A 21,614-nucleotide genomic window follows, 5' to 3' on the forward strand; every position below is an offset into this window, starting at 1 on the left:
AGGGTTTGTCGTGGGTATGATAGGGGTGATATCGGGAGGCTTCACTGTGAGCCTCTCTCGGCTTTCTTGTGCAAAACTATCCTGTTGAGGTGCTATGCCATTTATCAGCGAGTGTCTGGAAATCGCCCCGGCCTGCGAAGAGCGGATGCTGGGACGCGAAGGGCTGCCCCTGCTTGGGGAGGCAGGCGTCTTCCTGACCGGCCTCTCGACGATACGGGAGCACTACCTTATCCGCCGCAACCGACCGGAGTTTCATATCCTGATGGTGAGCCATGACGAGGGGGGCGCCCTGCTCACCGATGGCGGGGAGCAGCCCATCCCGGCGGGAGCCCTGGTCTTTCTCCCGGCCGCCGTGCCGGGGGGCCTCAGGCTGGTGGGGGAAGCCTGGCATACCAGTTGGATCCTGCTGGACGACGTGCCGCGCTGGCAGCATCTGCACCGGCTTGGCCATCGCATCTGGCAGGGGGAGGAGGGGGAGCAGCTCTACCACCTGCTCAGCCTGATGCAGGGGGAGGGAATACGTTCGCCGCTCCAGCCCCAGCTGCTGAGCCTGCTGCTGGCGCTCTTGGAGCGGACCCTGCAGGGGGAGGTGCGCGGCACGCCGGAGTTGCGGCTACAGGCGCTGTTTCGGCGGGTGGAGGCACGTCTGGACGAGCCCTGGAGCGTGGCCCTGCTGGCCGACCAGATGGCCTGCTCGGTGCCCCATCTGCACCGGCTCTGCCAGCAGGTGTTCGGCATGGGCCCCATGGCCTGGCTCACCGGGCTTCGCATGAACAAGGCGCGCCAGTTGCTGCTCTACACCAACTGGCCGCTGGCCGAGCTGGCGGCCCGGGTCGGATACAGCGACGGCGCCAACTTTGCCAACCGTTTTCGGCGTCTGACGGGTCAGACTCCGGGGGCCTTTCGTCGACTGGGTCGCAAACCTTTCGCAAGGGAGGTGCAAACCCTTTGAAATTGTTGGCTCAAGCCCATAGGATCGACGGGCCACACAGTCAAGGTACAGATCCATGTTTGAAGATAATAATCAAAAACGTCCCCTCTACATTCCCTACGCAGGTCCAGCCCTGCTGGAGACGCCGTTGCTCAACAAGGGCAGCGCCTTCACCAGCGAAGAACGCAGCAGCTTCAATCTGGAAGGTCTGCTGCCCCAGAACATCGAAACCATCGAAGAGCAGGCAGAGCGTGCCTATCGCCAGTTCATGGCGTTTGGCAACGACATGGACAAGCACATCTATTTGCGGAACATCCAGGATACCAACGAAACGCTCTTCTACCGCCTGCTGAACAATCATCTCACCGAAATGCTGCCGGTCATCTACACCCCGACGGTCGGCAAGGCGTGCGAGGAGTTCTCCAACATCTATCGTCGTGCTCGCGGCCTCTTTATCTCCTATCCGGACAAGGACAGGATCGATGACATGCTGCAAAACGCCACCAAGCAGAACGTCAAGGTGATCGTGGTCACCGATGGCGAACGCATCCTGGGTCTCGGGGATCAGGGCATCGGCGGCATGGGCATTCCCATCGGCAAGCTCTCCCTCTACACCGCCTGTGGCGGCATCTCCCCGGCCTACTGCCTGCCGGTGGTGCTGGACGTGGGCACCAACAACCAGCAGCTGCTGAACGACCCCTTCTACATGGGGTGGCGCCATCCGCGCATCTCCGGCGAAGAGTACGACGAGTTCGTCGATGCCTTCATCCAGGCGGTCAAGCGCCGCTGGCCGGACATCCTGCTGCAGTTCGAGGATTTCGCCCAGGGCAATGCCACCCCGCTGCTCAACCGCTACAAGGATGAGCTGTGTTGCTTCAACGATGACATTCAGGGGACCGCCGCGGTGACCCTGGGCAGCCTCATCGCCGCCTGCAAGGCCTCCGATGCCAAACTCTCCGAGAAGCGGGTCGCCTTCCTCGGGGCGGGCAGTGCCGGGTGCGGCATCGCCGAGCAGATCGTGGCGCAGATGAAGGCCGAAGGGCTGACCGACGCCGAGGCGCGGGGCCGGGTCTTCATGGTGGACCGATTCGGTCTCATCACCGACAAGATCCCCAACCAGCTCGACTTCCAGCGCAAGCTCTCCCAGCCGGTCGAGCGGATCAAGGAGTGGCCGGTGGGGGACAACATCTCCCTGCTGGAGGTGATGGAGCACGGTCGCCCGGACATCCTGATCGGGGTCTCCGGCCAGCCGGGTCTGTTTACCGAAGAGGTGGTCAAGACCATGCACAAGCACTGTGCCCGTCCCATCATCTTCCCGCTCTCCAACCCCACTTCCCGTGTGGAAGCCACCCCGGCGGATCTCATTCGCTGGACCGACGGCCAGGTGCTGGTCGCCACCGGCAGCCCGTTCGCACCGGTGGAGTACAAGGGCAAGCGCTACGTCATCGCCCAGTGCAACAACTCCTTCATCTTCCCGGGTATCGGCCTTGGGGTGATCGCCTCCGGTGCCAACCGGGTGACCGATGCCATGCTGATGTCGGCCAGCCGTGCCCTGGCGGATTGTTCACCCCTGGTGAAGGGGGAAGAGGGCTCCTTGCTGCCGGATCTGGCGGACATCCATCAGGTCTCCCGCTACATCGCCAAGATGGTGGCCAAGACCGCCATGTTGCAGGGCAAGGCGGTGCAGACCCCCGATGATGTGATCGATCAGGCCATCGAGGCGAACTTCTGGCGCCCCGAGTACCGCCGCTATCGTCGTACTTCCTTCTGATCCCAAGGGGACAGACACGCAGAAGGGATGCCTCGGCATCCCTTTTTTGTGCACGGCTGTGAAGGAAGAGGAGGTTATTGTGCCGGTTGCTCGGCGGGGGCGGGCTCGGCGGGATTGCTGACACCGGTGACCCGGATTTCGACCCGGCGATCCGGGGCCAGGCAGTCGATGAGGGCAGCCCTGGCCTTGATGGCATCACACTGGGTGCCGGTGACCGGGTTGCTCTCGCCGTTGCCCTGAATGCTCACCTTGTCGGCGGGCAGCCCCTTGCCAATCAGGAAGTTGGCGACCGTGCTTGCACGGGCCTCCGACAGTGCCTGGTTGTTGGCATCCGAGCCGATGCGGTCGGTGTAGCCCATCACCATGGCGTTGCCATCTTTGGGTTTGACGTCGACGATCTGCTGGTAGAGGGCGTCGAGTGCCTGCATCCCCTCCGGTTTGAGCTCCGCCTTGCCAAAGGCAAACAGCACATCCGAACTCAGGTTGAAGGTCTGATCCACCGGCTCGGGAGCCGGGGGCGGCGGTGCCACGACCAGAGGCGCGGCCACCGGCACTGCGGCGACGGTGCGATTGGGGTGAAGCACCAGCTCGATGGTGGCGGTACTGATGTCGCTGACCCAGCGTTTGGTACCGCTGCCCACCTTGTCGTTGTCAGGATCGTCCCCGACTCGCACCATGTAGCGGTAGCGGGTCTGGATGTCTACCCAGTCGCTCAGTCTGGCGGTCAGGCCCAGACCCGCCAGGGGAGCCAGGTTGTCATCTCCCCCGTTGACGGAGTCGACGTGATAGAGATAACCGCCCCCTTCGGCAAAGACAGAGAAGATGTCCCCCAGCGGCAAACGGCCAATGACCGACAGGGTGGCCCCCTTGCTGTTGAAGTCCTGGCCGGCAATATCCCAGTCACCGGTGGAGAGGTAGCCGAGCTCTGCCCCCAGATTCTCGTTGTAGTTGTAGCCGACAAAGGCGTTGATGGCGGTCGCGTCCTTGCCGACGTCCTGGCTGAAATCATCGATGTCATGGGCAAAGGCCCAGCCACCCCCAGCCCCCACATACCAGTCGTGAACAGGTGCCGCCTGGGCGGCACTCGTCGCCAATGCCAATGCAATCCACACAGGTTTCAGTCTTATGTTCATCGCGTATCCTCGTCGATGTTGGGTGTTATAGGGCTCCCAGCCCTTTGCTATGTATAGCCAACATTATGTATAGGCGATGTGAGCGCATTAACCATTTAAGTGACGCATCTGTATGGAAAATCGGTGAGACAGGCAGGTGGGCTGCCCGCGCTGGCGGTGCCGTCCGGGCATTAAAAAAGGGGCCGGAATGGCCCCTTTTTGCAACAGGTGGTTGTCCCCTTATTGCTGCACTTCCTGTACGCCGGTGACGCGCACTTCGACGCGGCGATCCGGTGCCAGGCAGGCGATCAGCTGAGCCTTGGCCTTGATGCCGTCACACTGGGTGCCGGTGACCGGGTTGGCTTCACCACGACCTTCGATGGAAACCTTGCCAGCCGGCAGACCCTTGCCAACCAGGAAGTCGGCCACGGTGCGGGCACGGGCTTCAGACAGCTTCAGGTTGTAGGCATCGGAACCGATGCGGTCGGTGTAACCCACCACCACAGCGCTGCCATCTTTCGGCTGGACGTCGACGATCTGCTGATACAGGGTGTTGAGCGCAGCAGCCCCTTCCGGCTTCAGGGTGGATTTGCCGAAGGCAAACAGCACGTCCGAGCTCAGGGAGAAGTTCTTGTCGACCATGACGGGCTCGGGAACCGGCTCGGGAGCCGGTGCCGGGGCCGGTGCCACATAGGTGGTGCGGTTCGGGTGCATCACCAGTTCCAGGGTGGCGACGCTCATGTCGGTTTTCCAGGTTTTCTGATCGTCACCCAGATCCCACATGTAGCGGTAGCGGGCCTGCAGGTCGATAAGGTCGGAGAGCTTGGCAGTCAGACCCAGACCCGCCAGCGGCGAGGTGCCGTTGTCGCTCTGGCCATTACCGTTGACGTGGTTGAAGTAGGCACCCCCTTCGGCGAAGACGGAGAAGATGTCATTCATGGGCAGGCGTGCGATACCGGACAGGGTGGCACCCTGGGTCTTGAAGTCGACGCCATCGACGCCGGCTTTGCCGGCATAGAGATAGCCGAGCTCGGCGGCAAAGTTCTCGGTGAAGTTGTAACCGCCGAACAGGGAGAGCGCGGTGGCGTCCTTGTCAGCATCCTGGCCGAAGGTATCCAGGTCGTGGCCATAGGCCCAACCTGCACCCATACCCGTGTACCAGTCGTCGGCCGCCTGAGCGGTGGTGGTTCCCATGGCTGCAATGGCCAGAGCAATCAGGGTTGGTGCCATTTTCATTTTCATCGTTTTATCCTCGTTGAGTTGCCGTGCTATGGGCGTACTGCGCACTCTTTGTTATACCGGTCGCAGATGACACTTCATGTGCGACACCGTGAGCGGATCACGGACGGCTTGAATAAAAAATGGATGGAAACCTGGATTCTCATGAAGCTGTTTCTCCATGGACAACTAACCGGGCACTGAGCACTTTTAATAGTTCATCCAATGTCTTACAAGCGTTGCTACTGTATTCTTTTGAATCAGCGTGATCAAGTTTCTGCACAGATATGCAGCGCCGACACCGGTGTCGCGGGGCCGCAATACGGGGGGCAAAGGGGAGAAAAGGTGAGACAGAGAGTGTCGCTGGGGGGAGGAGAGAGACAGCAAAAGGGGATGCCGTGGCATCCCCTTTTTTACGTTACCTGAGCGAAGTCAGATTACTTTTGAACTTCTTGTACGCCGGATACGCGAACTTCTACGCGACGGTCCGGAGCCAGGCAGGAGATCAGCTGAGCCTTGGCCTTGACGCCGTCACACTTGGTGCCGGTGACCGGGTTGGCTTCGCCGCGACCTTCGATGGCAACCTTGCTGGCAGCCATACCCTTGCTGACCAGGAAGTTGGCAACGGTGCGGGCACGAGCTTCAGACAGCTTCTGGTTGTAAGCGTCGGAACCGATACGGTCGGTGTAACCAACAACAACGGCGTTGCCGTCTTTCGGCTGGAACTCAACGATTTGCTGGTACAGAGCGTTCAGGGCTTGCACACCTTCGGCCTTCAGGCTGTCTTTGCCAAAGGCGAACAGCACGTCGGAGTTCAGGGCGAAGTTCTTCTCAACGATTTGCGGAGCCGGGGCCGGTGCTTCTTCAACAACCGGGGCCGGAGCAGGCGCTACGTAGGAAGTACGGAACGGGTGGTAAACGGCTTCCAGGGTCGCAACGCTCTGGTTGGACTTGTAGCGTACGTTGTCGGCGTGCAGGTCAGCCACGTCCCACATGTAGCGGTAGCGAGCTTGCAGATCCAGCGCGTCGTTGACCTTGTAGGTCACACCGGCACCGGCCAGCGGGGATACTTTGGTATCGCTGGTGCCCAGACCGTCGGTGTGGCCCCAGTAGGCGCCAGCTTCACCGAACAGGGAGAAATCGTTGCCCAGCGGCAGACGAGCGATACCGGACAGGGTGGCACCCTGGCTCTCGTAACGGTTGCCGTCTGTGTTGCCACGGCCGGTGTACTGGTAGCCCAGCTCGGAACCGAAGTATTCGTTGAAGTTGTAACCAACGAAGGCATTGGCAGCAGCCGCATCTTCTTCGCCAACGTTCACGCCTTCGATCTTGTTCAGACCGTTGAAGTGAGTTGCACCAACACCGGCGCCGAAGTAGATGTCGTCAGCGGCGTGAGCTGCAGTTGCACCCATGGTGGCCATAGCGATGGCGATCAGGGAAGGAGCCATTTTTATCATAAAATAATCCTCGTTGAGATGGCACGTTGTTCACGTGCTTCGCACTTTGTAATTTATGTAAGCTGCTGGCTCTGTCGACCAACGACGTTGGTGCGAACAGGGATCCTAGATCCATCCAGGAGGCACGTATCTGGGTGCACAAGTGCGCGGGTTGCACTGTCGACAATGCATACTCCGCCACGAACAGCCGACGTCATTCCGATGACGTGGCGCACTTTATGCCCATTTCAAAACATGATCAAGCTCACAGATAAGGGATGGGGCAAATTGTGTCGTAGGGATAACTGGCTGTTTCTTGGGATTTATTAGTGATCCAAGTAGGCGCGATGCAGTTTCTTCTCAAGCTTCATATAAGCCTCAGCCCAAGCGTGCCGCGGGGTGGCGTCACCCGCCCTGACCGAGAGGACAGCAAGATAGTCTGCCTCAGTTGCTTCGCACAGCAAGGGTGTGAAACTGAGCAAGAAGTGACGGGCGAGGTAGGGATCGAGAGGCCAGATGTTGAGGATGGCCCGCGCCACGGGCTGGACGGCGGTGGAGCAGATGAAGTGCCGATGACCTGCTTCCAGCCATTGGGCCATCTCGGCGAGGCTTTCTTCCGGCACGATGCCGCCATCGCCTTTCTCCCTGGCCAGCGTCATCGTGTGACCATTGCCCAGTGCCAGGGTGCCGTTTTCTGCCACGACGCCGTCGTGGCTGCGCAGGGGAAGCGTCGCCTGGCCTTCAAGATAGAGGCTGCAGCTGTCCGGGAGGGCCGCCAGCACGGTGGTGGCGTCCCCCTGCATGGCCATGGGCAACCAGAACGCTTCGGCCCGGGTCTGCAGACCCTGGGCGAGCTGACGGGGGAGGGAGTCCGGGTCGGAATGAAGACGGGAAATGATGCCGGGAAATGCCATGTTGATGACTCTCTTGGAAATAACCGGCGAATTATACGAGGGATGGCCGGGCAACAAGAAAGGTTTCTTTTCGAGACTGTTTACCTGAGGCGACGCAGCGATTACCATCCCCGAGGTTTGTGAAGGGTTGTCGTCGAAAGACGCTGATTATAGATAGAGGCTCGACCATAACGAGTCCGTTCAAAACTGATACACTTGACTACGAGTCGTCGCGAAAAATAAAGGTGGAGTCAATCCGCCGAACGGAGTATGGAACACATGAATTCAAATATCGTAACTGTTGGCAAGAAGATCCGTCAGATCCGCGAAGCGGTAGGCCTGAGCCGTCCCAAGTTTGCCGATCTGCTGGGCGTCCCCCCAACCACCCTGAAGAATTATGAACTGGGTTACCGTGAAGTCGGAGGCGCCTTCCTGGTTGCCCTGGCCCACCACCCCGATCTGCACAAGTTCACCCTCTGGCTGCTGGCTGACAAGAAAGTCGCCGAAATCGGCCAGATCGGTCCGGACGATATTGCCAAGGCTTGATTCAGTTCAACCTCGATAAAAATGCCGCCCTCGAGGCGGCATTTTTTATTTGTCAAAATGGATGATTATTTAATTAAATAATGCGTTGTGTGCGGTCAACGGCGATTTTCACTAAATCATCTTGTCGGGCTGGATTAATCCACGGAACACTCCGACCCTTTTAATTCAGGCGGTGATCCACACAGCGAGACAACGATGAGCCAATCCATTACCAAAGCCAGAGATGGGTTTACCAGCACCTTTGGCGTGCTGGCCGCGACCCTGGGGTCTGCCGTCGGGCTCGGCAATATCTGGAAGTTTCCCTATCTGACCGGTGAGAACGGTGGCGCCGGTTTTCTGCTGGTCTATGTCATCGCCACTCTGCTGGTGGGATTGCCGGTGATGATCTCCGAGATCATGCTGGGGCGCGAGGCCAGGACGGATGCGGTCAGCGGGCTCATCAAGCTGGCTCCGAAGGGGCAACCCTGGTGGCTGATCGCCGCCATGGGGGTGAGCGCGGCCTTCCTCATCATGTCGTTCTACTCCGAGGTGGCGGCCTGGGTGTTTGCCTACATCTTCAAGGCGGCCAGCGGCGAGATCCTCTCCACCGATCCCGCCGTCACGGGTGCTGCCTTCAATTCACTCATCACGGATCCCTTGCAGAGTCTGCTCTGGCAGTGGCTGGTGCTGGCCCTGATGGGGGGGATCTTGCTGATGGGGGTCTCCAGGGGGATCGAAGCGGTCACCAAGCGGTTGATGCCACTGCTCTTCATCCTGCTGCTGGTGATAGGCGTGCGCAGCCTGACTCTGCCCGGAGCAAGCGAAGGACTGCATTTCCTGTTCTCGCCGGATTTCTCCAAGGTGACCGCAGGCGTCGTGCTGACGGCCATGGGGCTGGCGTTCTTCAAGCTCTCCATCGGGATGGGCTGCATGATGACCTATGGCAGCTATTTTCGCGATGATCAGCACCTCCCTCTCACCACGGTACGAGTGATGTGCGCGGATCTCTTCGTCTCCATGCTGGCGGGGATCGCCATCTTCCCGGCGGTGTTTGCCTTTGGCTTCGAGCCGAGCGCAGGCCCCTCCCTGCTGTTCATCACCATACCCGCGGTCTTTGCCAGCATCCCGTTTGGACACCTCTTGATGGTGCTCTTTTTCGTGCTCTCCGCCATCGCAGCCACCGGGGCCATGCTCTCCATCCTGGAGGTGCCGGTCTCGGTGCTCTCCGAGCGCTTTCACATGAGCCGCATAAGGGCAACCTTGATCAACCTGCTGGTACTGGGGGCGGTCGGCTCGACCTGTGCGCTCTCGAGCAGCACGCTGGCGGATGTGCAGGTTGGCGGGAAAACCTTCTTCGATCTGTTCGACTTCGTCTCTTCCAACGTGCTGATGCCCCTTGGCGGCATCTTCCTCTGCCTCTTTGTGGGCTGGGTATGGGGATTCGAGCGGATGACGACGGCGCTGACCAATGGAGGCAAGCTATCGCTGCCCATCCTCAGGCCCCTGTTTTTCATCATCCGCTATGTGTCGCCGCTGCTGATCCTGGTAGTGATGCTCAAGGGGCTGGGGCTGTTCTGAGCCGCGTCGCCAGAAACAAAAAAGCGCCTATTGGCGCTCTTTTTGTCTTTTACCCCGATATGTCTTCATATCAGGCAGAGTCGTGACAGCTCCTCCTTGAGCTGCTCCAGGTTGCGCTCGACACAGGCTTCCCCCTCGTCGATGGCGTCGCTCGCGCGGTGGAAATCCATGATGGAGAGGTTGCCAAGGCGCGGGCAGAGCTGGATCTCGGGGGGATCCCCGGCCATCCGGGCACGGGTGATGCGCTCCTGCATGATGTTGATGGAGCCCGTCATCACCCCCCACATGCCGGGGGTACTGGGTTCGCGCTCGCCCCGGTTCAACCACTGGCTGAGCAGCCCCCCCTGCACGGGCTCGTCCGGTTCGTCGGTCCAGGGCTGGTGCATGTCGGTGTTGAGGTTGACGGCGATCACCACCTCGGCTCCCATGGCGCGGGCCAGGGAGATGGGGACCGGGTTGACCACGGCCCCGTCCACCAGCCAGCGATCCTCCACCCGGGTCGGGGTGAGCAGGCCGGGCATGCCGCAGGAGGCGCGCACACACTGGCGAAGCGGCCCTTCCTGCAACCAGATCTCGCGACCGGTATCGAGTTCGGTGGCGACGCAGGCAAAGGGCAGCGGCAGGCTTTCGATGGCGGGATCCCCCAGATGGCCGGCGGCGATGCCAAACACCTTGTCACCGCGAAACAGGCCGCCGGAGAGGGCAGGATCGAGCAGCCCCATGACCTGCAGGCGGCTGAAGCCGCGCACCCAGCTCTCCAGCTTGTCCAGTTCACCAGCGGCATAGGCTGCGCCGACAAAGCTGCCGATGGAGCAGCCAGCCACCAGATCCGGCTTGACGCCCAGTCGCTCCAGGGCACGGATGATGCCGATGTGGGCCCATCCTCGGGCCGCACCGCTGCCCAGGGCCAATCCCAGACGGGGTTTTCGTGACACAGTTGCGTCTCCTGACATGAAGTGGGAGTCCAGCTTACTCCGGCTTCTCCTGCCCGTCATCCTGCCACGCTTCGCTGCGATTGCGGCCGTTGGCCTTGGCCTGATAGAGGGCGATATCGGCGCGGCGGATCACCTCCTGCAAGGAGATGGCCGGTGACTGGCGACAGTGGCCCAGGCTGACGGTCACCTTCAGCTCGGCCGCGATGGCGCTCCAGGGATGCTCTGCTATGCACAGACGAAGCCGCTCGGCCAAGGGGGCCAGAGGGATCGCTTCATCGGCGACGAGCAGCAGGAACTCCTCGCCGCCCCAGCGGATCAGGTGGCACTCCCGTGTCAGCAGGGACTGGCAGAGCTGCACCAGACGGATGAGGACCTGATCGCCCACCCCGTGGCCGAAACGGTCGTTGACTTGTTTGAAGTGATCGCAGTCAAACATGATGGCGCCGATGCGTTGGCGGCCTGCCAGGGCCTGGCGGTGTTCGAAGGCATCGAAGTAGTGGCGGTTGAAGGCGCCGGTCAGGGCATCGTGGCGCGACAGATAGTTGAGGCGGCGGTTGAGGCGCTGGGCACGCAGGCTGGAAACGGTCGCCACCACCAGACAGAGAATGGTGATGAGCGCCGTCGCCGATTGCCACAACAGCGTCTGCAGCAGAGGCAGCAGCGGGATGCGATGGATGAGGGAGAGCGGTGTCTCCGGGATGGGATAGACGAGCTGCAAGGCGCCCTGTTGCCACTCATATTCCGCTGACTGCGCCGTCCTGACCGGGGGCGGCGCGGTACCGGACTGGCTGCTGGCAAGGATCTGCTGATGGGCGTTGAGCAGGAACAGGGTGCCAATCCGGGGGGCGAGGCGGTGCAGGGTCTGCGCCAGCGTGACGGTCTGGATGTCGATGCTGAGCAGGCCAATGATCTGGCCGCCCTGGGTAATGGGCTGGGAGAGGGTGATCATCTGCCCCCGTCCGGCAAAATCCTGGTAGGGGCGCGAGAGCATGGCGTGCTCCAGGTGGGGATGCCTGGCCATCGCCTCCTGCCAGTAGGCCTTGCTGTAAATCACGGGATCGAAGCGAAACTGGCTGGATGGCACCCAGGGATAGAGGTAGATGAAATTGTCCGTACCGGTGAAGTAGATCCAGGCCACGTCCCTGTCTAGCAGCTTGCTGGCCGTGGCGAGCAGGGGGGAGAGGCTGAGGGCGAGATGTATTCTGGCTTGCCGCTCGCTGCCGTCATGGGGCAGCGGGCCCTGCCCGGTCAGGTTGCCGATGAGGGCGGGGGGCAGATCGACGGGGATGCGATCCAGGTTGATGCCGTGCTCCCCGTCGGATTGCAGCGCCTGATAGAGCTGGCGAGAGAGCACGGACTGGGGATTGCTGCGCAGGCGCTCCTCCGCCTGGCCGCGCATGGCCTCGAGGAAGGTCTCCATCCGCTGGTGCTGGCTGCTGAGCTGGGTCGCGGCGTTGATGGTGTCACGCTTGTTGATCTCGGTAACCTGGCGAAACGCATGTTGCAGGGCGAGCAGCAACAGCAGCAGGCCGAGGCCCAGCAGCAGCCACTGCAATCGGTATCTGGCAAAGGCGGGGGAGGGAATGGACATGGGCGTACCGGAAGATGGCGAGAGTCGGCATCAGTGTAAGGCAGAACCCTGACGCGCGTGCCGACAAGATGCGTTTTTGATGATCTTCTCACCGGACTGTTACGTTTTGTCACATTTATACATAGTCACGGCATAGTCAGGGGGTAACATGGTGCCATCCTTGATGAAGCTATCTCTTCTTCCTCTCTCTTTGACTGCATGGATCTTGTGATGAAAACGCGCGTGTGGCTGTGGCTTTTCCCTCTTCTTCTATTGCTGGCGGCGGGCGCCTGGCATCTGCGGCAGGCTGAACCTGCCAGCAAGCCTGCACCAAGAGAGATCAATATCAGGGCCGAAACCGTCAGGCAGAGCCTGGCCGAGCCCTCCATCAAGCTGGTGAGCAAGCTTGCGGCCAATCGCTCCGTGGCCATCAGTCCCGAGGTGACCGGCCGCATTGCCACCATCGCGGTGAGCTCCGGCCAGCAGGTCAAACAGGGGCAGACCCTGATCGCCCTGGATGCGGGCAAGCAGCAGGCGGAGCTGGCCGAGCAGAGCGCCAGCGTGCGCGACGAGGCCCGCAAGCTGCGGGACATGCGCAAGCTGGTGGCGCGAGGCGCCGTCACCACCTCGGAGCTGGAGGGGCAGGAGGCGACTGTTGCCCAGGCCCAGGCCCGGGTCGATGCGGCCCGTTACGAGCTCTCCCTGCGCACCCTGGCCGCCCCCTTCGACGGCACTGTCAGCCTCATCGATCTCAGCGAAGGAGCCCTGGTCAACAGCGGCGACGTGCTCTTGCATCTGGACGAGCTGGCAAAACTGCGGCTCGATCTGGCGGTGCCCGAGCGCTACCTCTCCCTGCTGCGCCCCGGCATGGCGGTGACGGCAACCAGCTCGGCCTGGCCGGATCAATCCTTTTCCGGCGTGCTGAAGACCCTCGACAGCCGGATCTCCAGCGACACCCAGAACATCAAGGCCCGCGTCATCCTGCCCAACACCGGTGGCCAGCTGCGTCCCGGCATGCTGATGAACGTGGATCTCTCTCTGCCACCCCAGAAGATGACCCTGATCCCCGCCCAGTCGGTGGAGTATGCTGGCGAGCAGCGCTTCGTCTATCGCCTGGAGGCGGACGGACGGGTGAAGCGCGTGCCGGTGGAGCTTGGCGACACCCATGGCGAGGCCGTCTGGGTGCTCAAGGGGTTGAACGTCGGCGATCGCATCGCGGTGGAGGGGCTGGTCAATCTGCGCGACGGCGCCCAGGTACGTGATCTGGGCGAGGTGAAAGGCTGATGTGGCTCTCCGATATCTCAGTACGCCGTCCCCTGGTGGCGGTGGTCATCAGCGCCCTGCTCACCGTGTTCGGCCTGGTGGCCTTCAGCAAACTCACCGTGCGGGAGATGCCGGATGTGCAGACTCCGTCCGTCTCCATCACCACCACCTATGAGGGGGCGGCCCCCGAGGTGATGGAGAGCCAGGTCACCAAGCCCATCGAGGATCAGCTCTCCGGCATCAGCGGCATCAAGAACATCAACTCGGTGACCCGCAAGGGGCGCTCCTCCATCACGGTGGAGTTCAAGCTCGGCTGGAACATGCTGGAGGGCACCTCCGACGTGCGTGACGCCATCTCCCGGGCCAGACCCAAGCTGCCAGACGGGGCGGACGAGCCCATGGTGACCAAGGACAACGGCAACGGGGATGTGGCCATCTGGCTCAATTTCAGCAGCACCCAGATGGATCGTACCGCCATGACGGATTACGCCAATCGCATGCTGGTGGACCCCTTGAGCCTGGTGGACGGGGTGAGCGAGGTCTCCCTCTCCGGCGACCTGACCCAGGTGATGTACGTGCGGCTGCGCCCCGCCGACATGGCTGCCCGCGGCATCACGGTAGCCGACGTGCAGGATGCCCTCAAGCGGGAGAACATCGAGCTGCCGGGCGGCGAGATCCGCAACAACACCATGACCATGGCGGTGCAGATTGCACGGCTCTATCACAGTGCGGAAGATTTTCGCACCCTGCCGGTGAAAACCGCCACCAATGGTCAGAGCATCTATCTGGCGGACATTGCGGATGTGGAGGTGGGGGCCAAGAACGAAGACAGCGCCTATCAGCGCAACGGCCGCGAGAGCCTGGGGATTGGCATCGTCGCCCAGTCCACCGCCAATCCCCTGGCGGTGGCCCAGGGCATCGAGAAGAAGCTCGTGGAGATGCAGCGCTTCCTGCCGGAGGGGGCCACCCTTGAGGTCGACTACGACTCCACCATCTTCATCAAGCAGGCCATCGACGAGGTGTATGAGACACTCGCCATCTGCGCCCTGCTGGTGGTGGCCGTGCTCTATCTGTTCCTCGGGCAGGGGCGCACCACGCTCATCCCTGCCATCACGGTCCCCGTCTCCCTGATTTCGGCCTTCATCGGTGCCTGGTATCTGGGCTTTTCCATCAACCTCATTACCTTGCTGGCCCTCATCCTCGCCATCGGCCTGGTGGTGGATGACGCCATCGTGGTGGTAGAGAACATCCACCACCACCTGCAACGGGGCGAGTCCCCCTTGATGGCGGCCTGGCACGGCACCCGGGAGGTGGGCTTTGCCGTCATCGCCACCACCGCCGTGCTGGTGATGGTGTTCGTGCCCATCGCCTTTATGGATGGCATGGTGGGGCGCCTCTTCACCGAGTTCGCCATCCTGCTCTCCTTGACTGTGCTCTTCTCCTCCCTGGTGGCGCTCACCCTGACCCCGGCCATGGGCTCCTGGCTGATGCGTGCCGTGGACAAACCCAACGCCCTGACCACCACCCTGGACAAGGGACTTGGCTGGGTGGAGGAGCGTTATCGCCGCGTGCTGGGGGCCGTGCTGCGCCGCGCCGTCTGGATGCCCCTGGTGTTGCTGCTCTGCCTCGGCGGCATTGGCGCCCTCTTTGGCAAGCTGCCCGCGAGCCTCACCCCGACCGAGGACAGGGGCGTGCTCTATGTGTTCGTGAAAGGGGCGGAGGGCACCAGCATCGAGCGGATGAAGCGCAACATGCAGCAGGTGGAGGCCGCCATCCTGCCGCTGCTCGGCAAGGGGGTGGTGCAGGCCATGAGCTTCAGCACCCCGGCCTTCGGGCGCGGCGGCGATCAGACCGGCATGGCCATCATCCAGCTCAGTGACTGGGCGGTGCGGGACGAAACGGCCACCGAGTTTGGCCGCTCCCTGAGCGGTCGCCTCGCCGGCATCCCCGACGTGATGATCCGCACCTTCCAGCCGGGGTTCAGAGGCGGATCCACCGCGGCGGTGCAGTTCGTGCTGCAAGGCTCCGATTACGGCGAGCTCAACCAGCAGGGGCTGGCACTCAAGGAGGCGGCGGCCCAAAGCGGGCTGATGCAGAGCCCGGATCTCGACTATGCCGAGAAGACCCCGGAGCTGCAGGTGACCATAGAGCGGGAGCGAGCCACCCAGCTCGGCATTCCGGTCTCCACCATCGCAAGCTCCCTGCAGGCCCTGCTCGGCGGCGTCAGCCAGACCACCTATGTGGACAGGGGCGAAGAGTATGATGTCTACCTGCGCGCCAACCAGACCCAGTTCAACGGCATCTCCGACATCAGCCGCATCTATTTGAAGGCCGCGAGCGGCGAGATGGTGAGCCTCTCCACCCTGGCGACCGTCACTCAGGTGGCGAGCCCCCAGCGCTTCAACCACTACCAGCGCCAGAAGGCGGTCACCCTCACCGCAGACGTGGCCCCCGGCCACACCCTGGGGGAGGCGCTCGACTTCCTGGATGGCTGGGCCGCGGATCACCTGCCCACCGGCATGTCGGTGGATTATGCCGGCGAGTCCAAGGACTATCGCGACAACCAGGGGGAGATGGTGCTGGTGTTCGGCCTGGCCCTGCTGGTGGTCTATCTGGTGCTGGTGGCCCAGTTCGAGAGCCTGCTGACCCCGGCGGTGGTGATGATGACGGTGCCGCTCGGCATCTTCGGCGGCCTGCTCGGCCTCTGGCTCACGGGGCAGGAGCTCAGCATCTACAGCCAGATAGGCATGATCATGCTCATCGGCATGGTGACCAAGAACGGCATCCTCATCGTGGAGTTCATCAACCAGCTGCGCCAGCGGGGTGAAGGGTTCGAGGAGGCGATCATCAAGGGGTCGGTGCGCCGCTTGCGCCCCATCTTGATGACCTCGCTCACCGCCATCATCGGCGCCGTGCCCCTGATGCTCTCCATGGGGGCGGGGTACGAGAGCCGGATGGCCGTGGGGACCGTGGTCTTCTTCGGCTTGTCCTTGGCGACCCTGGTGACCCTGCTGGTGGTGCCCGCCATCTATCACCTGATCGCCAGACGCGCGGGGATGACGGGGGCGCGGGACCGACTGGTGGACGAGGTACTGGCCACGGCAACCCCGGCCAGTCCCTCCCCGGTGTCGGGGGCGGTGGCCCCCGAGGGGCGGGACAAACCGGCGGCCTAGCGTGCCGACCCGGATGACAGCAAGCAGGGCGCCAATGGGCGCCCTGCTTGTTGATGAGATCTGAGCTTGTCACGCCGAGCTGTCGCGCCCGCTCGAAGGCGCCCCTTCCCCTCGCGTTCTGTAGGGGCAAAAAGCCGTCGCCCCCGCCTGGCTCTGCCGGTATAATGCGCGACCCGAATTGTTCCAGGTGGTCAAAATGCAGCCGGTTACCAACCTCTTCTCCTATCCCCGTTACTGGGCCGAGTGCTACGGCACGGCGCCCTTCCTGCCCATGTCCCGCGCGGAGATGGACAAGCTCGGCTGGGACAGCTGCGACATCGTGCTGGTGACAGGCGACGCCTACGTGGATCACCCGAGCTTCGGCATGGCGGTGATCGGCCGCATGCTCGAATCCCAGGGTTTTCGGGTCGGCATCATCGCCCAGCCGGACTGGTCATCGAAGGATGACTTCATGCGCCTGGGCAAGCCCAACCTCTTCTACGGGGTGACGGCGGGCAACATGGACTCCATGATCAACCGCTACACCGCCGACAAAAAATTGCGCCACGACGACGCCTACACCCCGGGGGATGTGGGCGGCAAACGGCCGGATCGCGCCACCCTGGTCTACACCCAGCGCTGCAAAGAGGCCTATAAAGAGGTGCCGGTGGTCATCGGCGGCATCGAGGCATCGCTTCGCCGCATCGCCCACTACGACTACTGGTCTGAGACCATCCGTCGCTCCATCCTCATCGACGCCAAGGCCGACATCCTCATCTACGGCAACGCCGAGCGCCCCCTGGTGGAAGTGGCTCACCGCATCGCAGGCGGCGAGACCATCGACACCATGCAGGACATTCGCGGCACCGCCGTCATCCGCAAGGAGCCGTTGCCGGGCTGGCGCGGGGTGGATTCGAGCAAGCTCGACCAGATTGGCCGCATCGATCCCATTCCCAACCCCTATATGGAAGGGGCCCCCTGCAGCGACGACGAGGGCACTGCGCCGATGGAGCAGGAGGCCAAGCCCATCCTGGTGCAGCCCCCTAAGCAAAAGCCATGGGAGAAGACCTACGTCAAGCTGCCGGCGTTCGAGCGGGTGAAGGAGGACAAGGTGCTCTACGCCCATGCGTCCCGCATCCTGCACCACGAGACCAACCCGGGCTGCGCCCGCGCGCTCTCCCAGGCCCACGGCGATCGCATCATCTGGGTCAACCCGCCCGCCTTCCCCCTCGAAACCGACGAGATGGACGGGGTGTTCGGCCTGCCGTACCAGCGGGTGCCGCACCCTGCCTATGGCAACGAGAAGATCCCGGCCTACGACATGATCAAGACCTCGGTCAACATCATGCGCGGCTGCTTCGGCGGCTGCTCCTTCTGCTCCATCACCGAGCACGAGGGGCGCATCATCCAGAGCCGCTCGGAAGAGTCGATCCTCAAAGAAATCGAAGAGATCCGCGACAAGGTGCCGGGCTTTACCGGCGTCATCTCGGATCTGGGCGGCCCTACCGCCAACATGTACCGCTTACGCTGCAAGAGCCCCAAGGCCGAGCAGACCTGTCGCCGCGCCTCCTGCGTCTGGCCGACCATCTGCCCGCACATGGACACGGACCACAGCCCGACCATCAACCTCTATCGCAAGGCACGCGACCTCAAGGGCATCAAGAAGATCCTGATCGCCTCCGGCGTGCGTTACGACATCGCGGTGGAAGATCCGCGCTATATCAAGGAGCTGGCCAAGTACCACGTCGGCGGCTACCTCAAGATCGCGCCGGAACACACCGAAGAGGGCCCGCTCTCCAAGATGATGAAGCCGGGCATGGGCAGCTACTACAGCTTCAAGGAGCTGTTCGACAAGTACTCCAAAGAGGCGGGCAAGCAGCAGTACCTGATCCCCTATTTCATCTCCGCCCACCCGGGCACCACGGATGAAGACATGGTGAACATGGCGCTCTGGATCAAGTCCAATCGCTTCAAGCTCGATCAGGTGCAGAACTTCTACCCGTCGCCGCTCGCCAACGCCACCACCATGTATTACACCGAGAAAAACCCGCTCAACAAGGTGAGCCGCCAGGGCGGGGACGTGTTCGTGGTGAAAGGGGAGCGTCGCCGTCGCCTGCACAAGGCGCTGCTGCGCTATCACGATCCGGCCGGCTGGCCGATGATCCGCGAAGCCCTGCTGGAGATGGGCAAGGGCCACCTCATCGGTAACGGCCCCGACTGCCTGGTGCCGCCGGAAGGCCGTGGCGAAGCCAAAGCCGAGCGCAGCCGCAACAAGGGCCTCAAGCCTGCGTTGACTCGCCATAGCGCCATCACCCATCAGCGCAGCAATGGGGCTGGCAACAAGGCTGCCCGCAGCGAGGCTGGCGCAACCAATTCCCCTGCCGCCAGCAAGGGCGGCAAGGCGGGCAATGGCAAGCCTGTCGGCTCCCAGCTCAGCAAAGGGGCAGGCAACGGCAAACCTGCCGCTCAAGGGGCAGCTCAAGGTAAACCGGCTGGCAAACCCGCCCATAAGGGCAAGGCCACGACCCGCGCAGGTTCTGCCAAGCCGGGTGCCAAACCCGCCACTCAGGGCGGCAAGCCCGCGGCCAAAGGCAATGGTGCCAAGCGACCGGCAAGGTGAGTTTGCTGATTGAAAAGCGATATGTATGGAGATGGTATTCACCTGACAGTTGCCCACAAAAGGGAGTGGTCATACGGCTTCAAACCGGATAACAAAACGGTACCCCTACCGTGTTATCCGGAGTCACCGTATGACCACCAACGAGAAAGTAGCACGTCGCAAACTCAGCCTGCTAGAGCTCGCCAAAGAGCTCAATAATGTCAGCAAAGCCTGCAAGCTCATCGGCTACAGCCGTCAGCAGTTCTACGAAATTCGCCGTAACTACCAGACCTATGGCGCCGAGGGCTTGCTCGACAAACTCCCCGGCTGTAAAGGCGCTCATCCCAACCGGGTCGCTCCCGAGATTGAGCAAGCCATCCTCGATTACTCTCTCACCAGACCAACCCATGGCCCGCTGCGGGTCGCGCAAGAACTGGCTCTGCAAGGCATCAACGTCAGTGCAGGCGGTGTGCGTGGCGTGTGGCAACGTCACGACTTGCTCTCCAAGCATGACCGCTTGTTGCGCCTCGAGAAAACCCACCGGGAGCAGACCATTGAGCTCAATGACGAGCAGATCCGCCTGTTAGAACGCTTCAGCCCCGAGTTTCGCGAACGCCAGATTGAGGTCCACTACACCGGAGAACTGGTGGCGGTTGACACCTTCTTCGTCGGCGCGCTCAAGGGGGTTGGCAAGGTGTATCTGCAAACCGTGCTGGACTGCTACAGTCGCCATGCCTGGGGACGGCTCTACACCAGCAAGCTGCCGGTGACCTCGGTTCATGTGCTCAACGAAACGGTACTGCCGTTCTTCGAAGCCCATGAGGCTCTGGTCTATACCATCCTGTCAGATAACGGGCGCGAGTTCTGTGGGCGCCCAGACCATCATCCCTACGAGCTGTTTCTGCAACTGGAGGGAATTGAACACCGGACAACCACGGTACGCAGGCCGCAGAGCAACGGTTTTATCGAGCGACTGCATCGCACACTGCTGGATGAACACTTCCGTATCAAGGGGAGAACGACCTGGTATGAGTCGGTAGAACAGATGCAGACAGACCTGGATAGCTACCTGGGACACTACAACACCCAGCGGCCACATCAGGGCAGGATGATGGAGGGTCAGACCCCCTACAGCATGTTCAAGAAGGGTCTGAAATTGATACCGAAGGAAGTGCGCACTAAAGTAGCGTACATGTACAGGATCTTTAGCTACAACCAATTGAAATAGATAGAAAAAAGGCTTCGTTTGTGATCTGATTTAATCGCAAAAAAAAACCGACACGCCCGAAGCCATGACTATTATCAATGCAACCCAGTACCTCAAGCAACTTCTTAGCTCTTCTGAACTCAACCGGATCGGTAAATTTACCGGTTTTTGTCAGCGACTCCGGGATATCCAGCCTGCGAGACTACTCCCGGCTCTGCTCTCAGGGCTTGGTTGCGACAAGGTGGATGGTATTGCTGGTTTGCATCGCCATTTCAATGCGTTGCAGCTCCATGATACTGACCAAATAGCGTATAAACCCTTTCACAACCAGTTACGCAAGCAGGGTTTTCCCTTGTTCATGCGCGCACTGGTTGAACGAGCCATCGCCTTACGCCTCAAGGAGTGTCTACCGGACGCCCACGGACTGGCAGGCTTTGAGCAGGTACTGCTGCAGGACGGGTCGTCATTCGCGTTACATCCGCAATTGGCAGAACATTTCCCGGGCCGATTCAATAAGCACAGCCCCGCTGCGGTAGAGTGTCATATGACCATGTCCTTGCTGGACCAGTCGCCGATATCGATGAGTATCACGGCGGATACCGAATCGGAGCGCAAGCATCTTCCGGCCGCAAATTCGTTAAATAACAAACTGTTATTGGCGGATGCCGGTTACATCAGCCGCGAGTACTTTGCTGATGTGACCAAAGCCAAAGGAAGCTATCTGGTCAGAGGGAGTCAAAATCTCAATCCCAAAGTACAGGCAGCTTACCGACAGGACGGCAGGGAAATGCCCAAGTTACTCGGAAAAAAGCTCAAGGATATCGATCGGAGAAGCTGCAGAGCCGAGGTTCTGGATCTGGATGTGAGTTCGGGAAAGTATAAATATCGACTCATAAGACGTTGGTTTGCAGAGGAAAAACGGTTCTGTATATGGATGACCAATCTTCCGCGTGAGCGATGGCCAGCCGAGAAGGTGATGGCATTGTATCGTTGCCGTTGGCAGATCGAACTGTTGTTCAAAGAGCTGAAATCATATAACCGGTTGAAGGCGTTCGCGACACGACAAAAAGCGATAGCGGAAGGCTTGATCTGGGCTAGTTTGCTGGCCTTGCTGGTCAAACGTCGGCTGGCGCTGACGCTGATTGGCAGCGCGGAGTTATCGATGCTGAAGATTGCCAAAAACAGCGCGCTTTGGTTAATGCCGATATTGGCGAGCATCATCCATGGTGCGTGGCAGGAAATAACAGAGAAGTTGGAGTGGGCAATGGTGTATTTATCCAAAAACGGCAAAAAGAGTAGGCAGAGAAAATCCAAGCAAAACAACACGTTAGACGGTATTATTAATTCGCTTGCCGCTTAAGGTTCTGTACATGAAGTAGCGTAAACAAGACACCGGTTTGAGGCCGGTGTCAGGTGATAACTAG

At 61.2% G+C, this 21,614-nt stretch carries 15 protein-coding genes; 9 read left to right on the forward strand and 6 right to left on the reverse strand.

Annotation, left to right across the window (positions count from 1 at the left end; genetic code table 11):
- Positions 1-94: 94 nt before the first annotated feature.
- Together ACPW74_RS03590 and ACPW74_RS03595 are read left to right on the forward strand one after the other, a co-directional pair.
- Complete coding sequence (locus tag ACPW74_RS03590; protein WP_041213342.1) at positions 95-952, forward strand: helix-turn-helix transcriptional regulator; 858 nt, start codon at positions 95-97, stop codon at positions 950-952.
- 55 nt (positions 953-1,007) lie between these two features.
- Positions 1,008-2,702: an NAD-dependent malic enzyme gene (locus ACPW74_RS03595; RefSeq protein ID WP_425858565.1), complete on the forward strand. Its 1,695-nt coding sequence runs from the start codon at positions 1,008-1,010 to the stop codon at positions 2,700-2,702.
- A 74-nt stretch (positions 2,703-2,776) separates the two neighbouring features.
- Here the strand turns inward: ACPW74_RS03595 and ACPW74_RS03600 are convergent, their stop codons facing one another.
- The 4 genes from ACPW74_RS03600 to ACPW74_RS03615 form a co-directional block, all read right to left on the reverse strand.
- Positions 2,777-3,835 (reverse strand): OmpA family protein, encoded by a 1,059-nt coding sequence (locus ACPW74_RS03600; RefSeq protein ID WP_048208140.1) that lies wholly within the window; start codon positions 3,833-3,835, stop codon positions 2,777-2,779.
- 219 nt (positions 3,836-4,054) lie between these two features.
- A complete protein-coding gene (gene ompA / locus ACPW74_RS03605; RefSeq protein ID WP_039039303.1) occupies positions 4,055-5,056 on the reverse strand; it encodes a porin OmpA in 1,002 nt (333 codons plus the stop codon).
- Positions 5,057-5,469: 413 nt separating this feature from the next.
- Complete coding sequence (gene ompA / locus ACPW74_RS03610) at positions 5,470-6,489, reverse strand: porin OmpA (protein ID WP_244081127.1); 1,020 nt, start codon at positions 6,487-6,489, stop codon at positions 5,470-5,472.
- A gap of 305 nt (positions 6,490-6,794) precedes the next feature.
- A complete protein-coding gene (locus ACPW74_RS03615) occupies positions 6,795-7,382 on the reverse strand; it encodes a hypothetical protein (RefSeq protein ID WP_103244459.1) in 588 nt (195 codons plus the stop codon).
- Positions 7,383-7,640: 258 nt separating this feature from the next.
- Here ACPW74_RS03615 and ACPW74_RS03620 point away from each other — a divergent pair, with 258 nt between their 5' ends.
- Together ACPW74_RS03620 and ACPW74_RS03625 are read left to right on the forward strand one after the other, a co-directional pair.
- Positions 7,641-7,907, forward strand: a complete 267-nt coding sequence (locus tag ACPW74_RS03620; RefSeq protein WP_010673503.1) for a helix-turn-helix domain-containing protein — start codon at positions 7,641-7,643, stop codon at positions 7,905-7,907.
- A 195-nt stretch (positions 7,908-8,102) separates the two neighbouring features.
- Entirely contained in the window at positions 8,103-9,464 is a 1,362-nt protein-coding gene (locus tag ACPW74_RS03625; RefSeq protein ID WP_279981661.1) for a sodium-dependent transporter, read from the forward strand.
- Positions 9,465-9,529: 65 nt separating this feature from the next.
- Here ACPW74_RS03625 and rssA read toward each other — a convergent pair whose 3' ends face one another.
- The gene (gene rssA / locus ACPW74_RS03630; protein ID WP_041213338.1) at positions 9,530-10,399 is read right to left on the reverse strand and encodes a patatin-like phospholipase RssA; all 870 of its coding nucleotides are present in this window, start codon (positions 10,397-10,399) and stop codon (positions 9,530-9,532) included.
- A 34-nt stretch (positions 10,400-10,433) separates the two neighbouring features.
- A complete protein-coding gene (locus ACPW74_RS03635; RefSeq protein ID WP_270821887.1) occupies positions 10,434-11,990 on the reverse strand; it encodes a sensor domain-containing diguanylate cyclase in 1,557 nt (518 codons plus the stop codon).
- 210 nt (positions 11,991-12,200) lie between these two features.
- Here ACPW74_RS03635 and ACPW74_RS03640 point away from each other — a divergent pair, with 210 nt between their 5' ends.
- From ACPW74_RS03640 to ACPW74_RS03660, 5 genes are all read left to right on the forward strand, one after another.
- On the forward strand, positions 12,201-13,253 hold the full coding sequence (locus tag ACPW74_RS03640) for an efflux RND transporter periplasmic adaptor subunit (protein WP_279981658.1): 1,053 nt from the start codon (positions 12,201-12,203) through the stop codon (positions 13,251-13,253).
- Positions 13,253-16,405, forward strand: coding sequence for an efflux RND transporter permease subunit (locus ACPW74_RS03645; protein ID WP_425858566.1), 3,153 nt, complete (start codon positions 13,253-13,255; stop codon positions 16,403-16,405). The genes ACPW74_RS03640 and ACPW74_RS03645 overlap by 1 nt, the downstream gene beginning before the upstream one ends.
- A gap of 196 nt (positions 16,406-16,601) precedes the next feature.
- Positions 16,602-19,004, forward strand: a complete 2,403-nt coding sequence (locus tag ACPW74_RS03650) for a YgiQ family radical SAM protein (protein ID WP_279981655.1) — start codon at positions 16,602-16,604, stop codon at positions 19,002-19,004.
- 130 nt (positions 19,005-19,134) lie between these two features.
- Positions 19,135-20,211, forward strand: coding sequence for an IS481-like element ISAs19 family transposase (locus ACPW74_RS03655; protein WP_425858567.1), 1,077 nt, complete (start codon positions 19,135-19,137; stop codon positions 20,209-20,211).
- Positions 20,212-20,275: 64 nt separating this feature from the next.
- Positions 20,276-21,550, forward strand: coding sequence for an IS4-like element ISApu2 family transposase (locus ACPW74_RS03660; RefSeq protein ID WP_408791972.1), 1,275 nt, complete (start codon positions 20,276-20,278; stop codon positions 21,548-21,550).
- Positions 21,551-21,614: the final 64 nt, after the last annotated feature.

The organism is Aeromonas sp. INTO2 (assembly GCF_049860605.1).
GTDB classification, from domain to species: Bacteria; Pseudomonadota; Gammaproteobacteria; order Enterobacterales; family Aeromonadaceae; genus Aeromonas; species Aeromonas caviae.

What these genes read in the sequence shown, in the direction of transcription:
- ACPW74_RS03590 (WP_041213342.1), top strand. Translation starts at nt 95, where the DNA reads ATGCCATTTATCAGCGAGTGTCTGGAAATCGCCCCGGCCTGCGAAGAG.
- ACPW74_RS03595 (WP_425858565.1), top strand. Translation starts at nt 1,008, where the DNA reads ATGTTTGAAGATAATAATCAAAAACGTCCCCTCTACATTCCCTACGCA.
- ACPW74_RS03600 (WP_048208140.1), bottom strand. Translation starts at nt 3,835, where the DNA reads ATGAACATAAGACTGAAACCTGTGTGGATTGCATTGGCATTGGCGACG.
- ompA (WP_039039303.1), bottom strand. Translation starts at nt 5,056, where the DNA reads ATGAAAATGAAAATGGCACCAACCCTGATTGCTCTGGCCATTGCAGCC.
- ompA (WP_244081127.1), bottom strand. Translation starts at nt 6,489, where the DNA reads ATGATAAAAATGGCTCCTTCCCTGATCGCCATCGCTATGGCCACCATG.
- ACPW74_RS03615 (WP_103244459.1), bottom strand. Translation starts at nt 7,382, where the DNA reads ATGGCATTTCCCGGCATCATTTCCCGTCTTCATTCCGACCCGGACTCC.
- ACPW74_RS03620 (WP_010673503.1), top strand. Translation starts at nt 7,641, where the DNA reads ATGAATTCAAATATCGTAACTGTTGGCAAGAAGATCCGTCAGATCCGC.
- ACPW74_RS03625 (WP_279981661.1), top strand. Translation starts at nt 8,103, where the DNA reads ATGAGCCAATCCATTACCAAAGCCAGAGATGGGTTTACCAGCACCTTT.
- ACPW74_RS03635 (WP_270821887.1), bottom strand. Translation starts at nt 11,990, where the DNA reads ATGTCCATTCCCTCCCCCGCCTTTGCCAGATACCGATTGCAGTGGCTG.
- ACPW74_RS03640 (WP_279981658.1), top strand. Translation starts at nt 12,201, where the DNA reads ATGAAAACGCGCGTGTGGCTGTGGCTTTTCCCTCTTCTTCTATTGCTG.
- ACPW74_RS03645 (WP_425858566.1), top strand. Translation starts at nt 13,253, where the DNA reads ATGTGGCTCTCCGATATCTCAGTACGCCGTCCCCTGGTGGCGGTGGTC.
- ACPW74_RS03650 (WP_279981655.1), top strand. Translation starts at nt 16,602, where the DNA reads ATGCAGCCGGTTACCAACCTCTTCTCCTATCCCCGTTACTGGGCCGAG.
- ACPW74_RS03655 (WP_425858567.1), top strand. Translation starts at nt 19,135, where the DNA reads ATGACCACCAACGAGAAAGTAGCACGTCGCAAACTCAGCCTGCTAGAG.
- ACPW74_RS03660 (WP_408791972.1), top strand. Translation starts at nt 20,276, where the DNA reads ATGACTATTATCAATGCAACCCAGTACCTCAAGCAACTTCTTAGCTCT.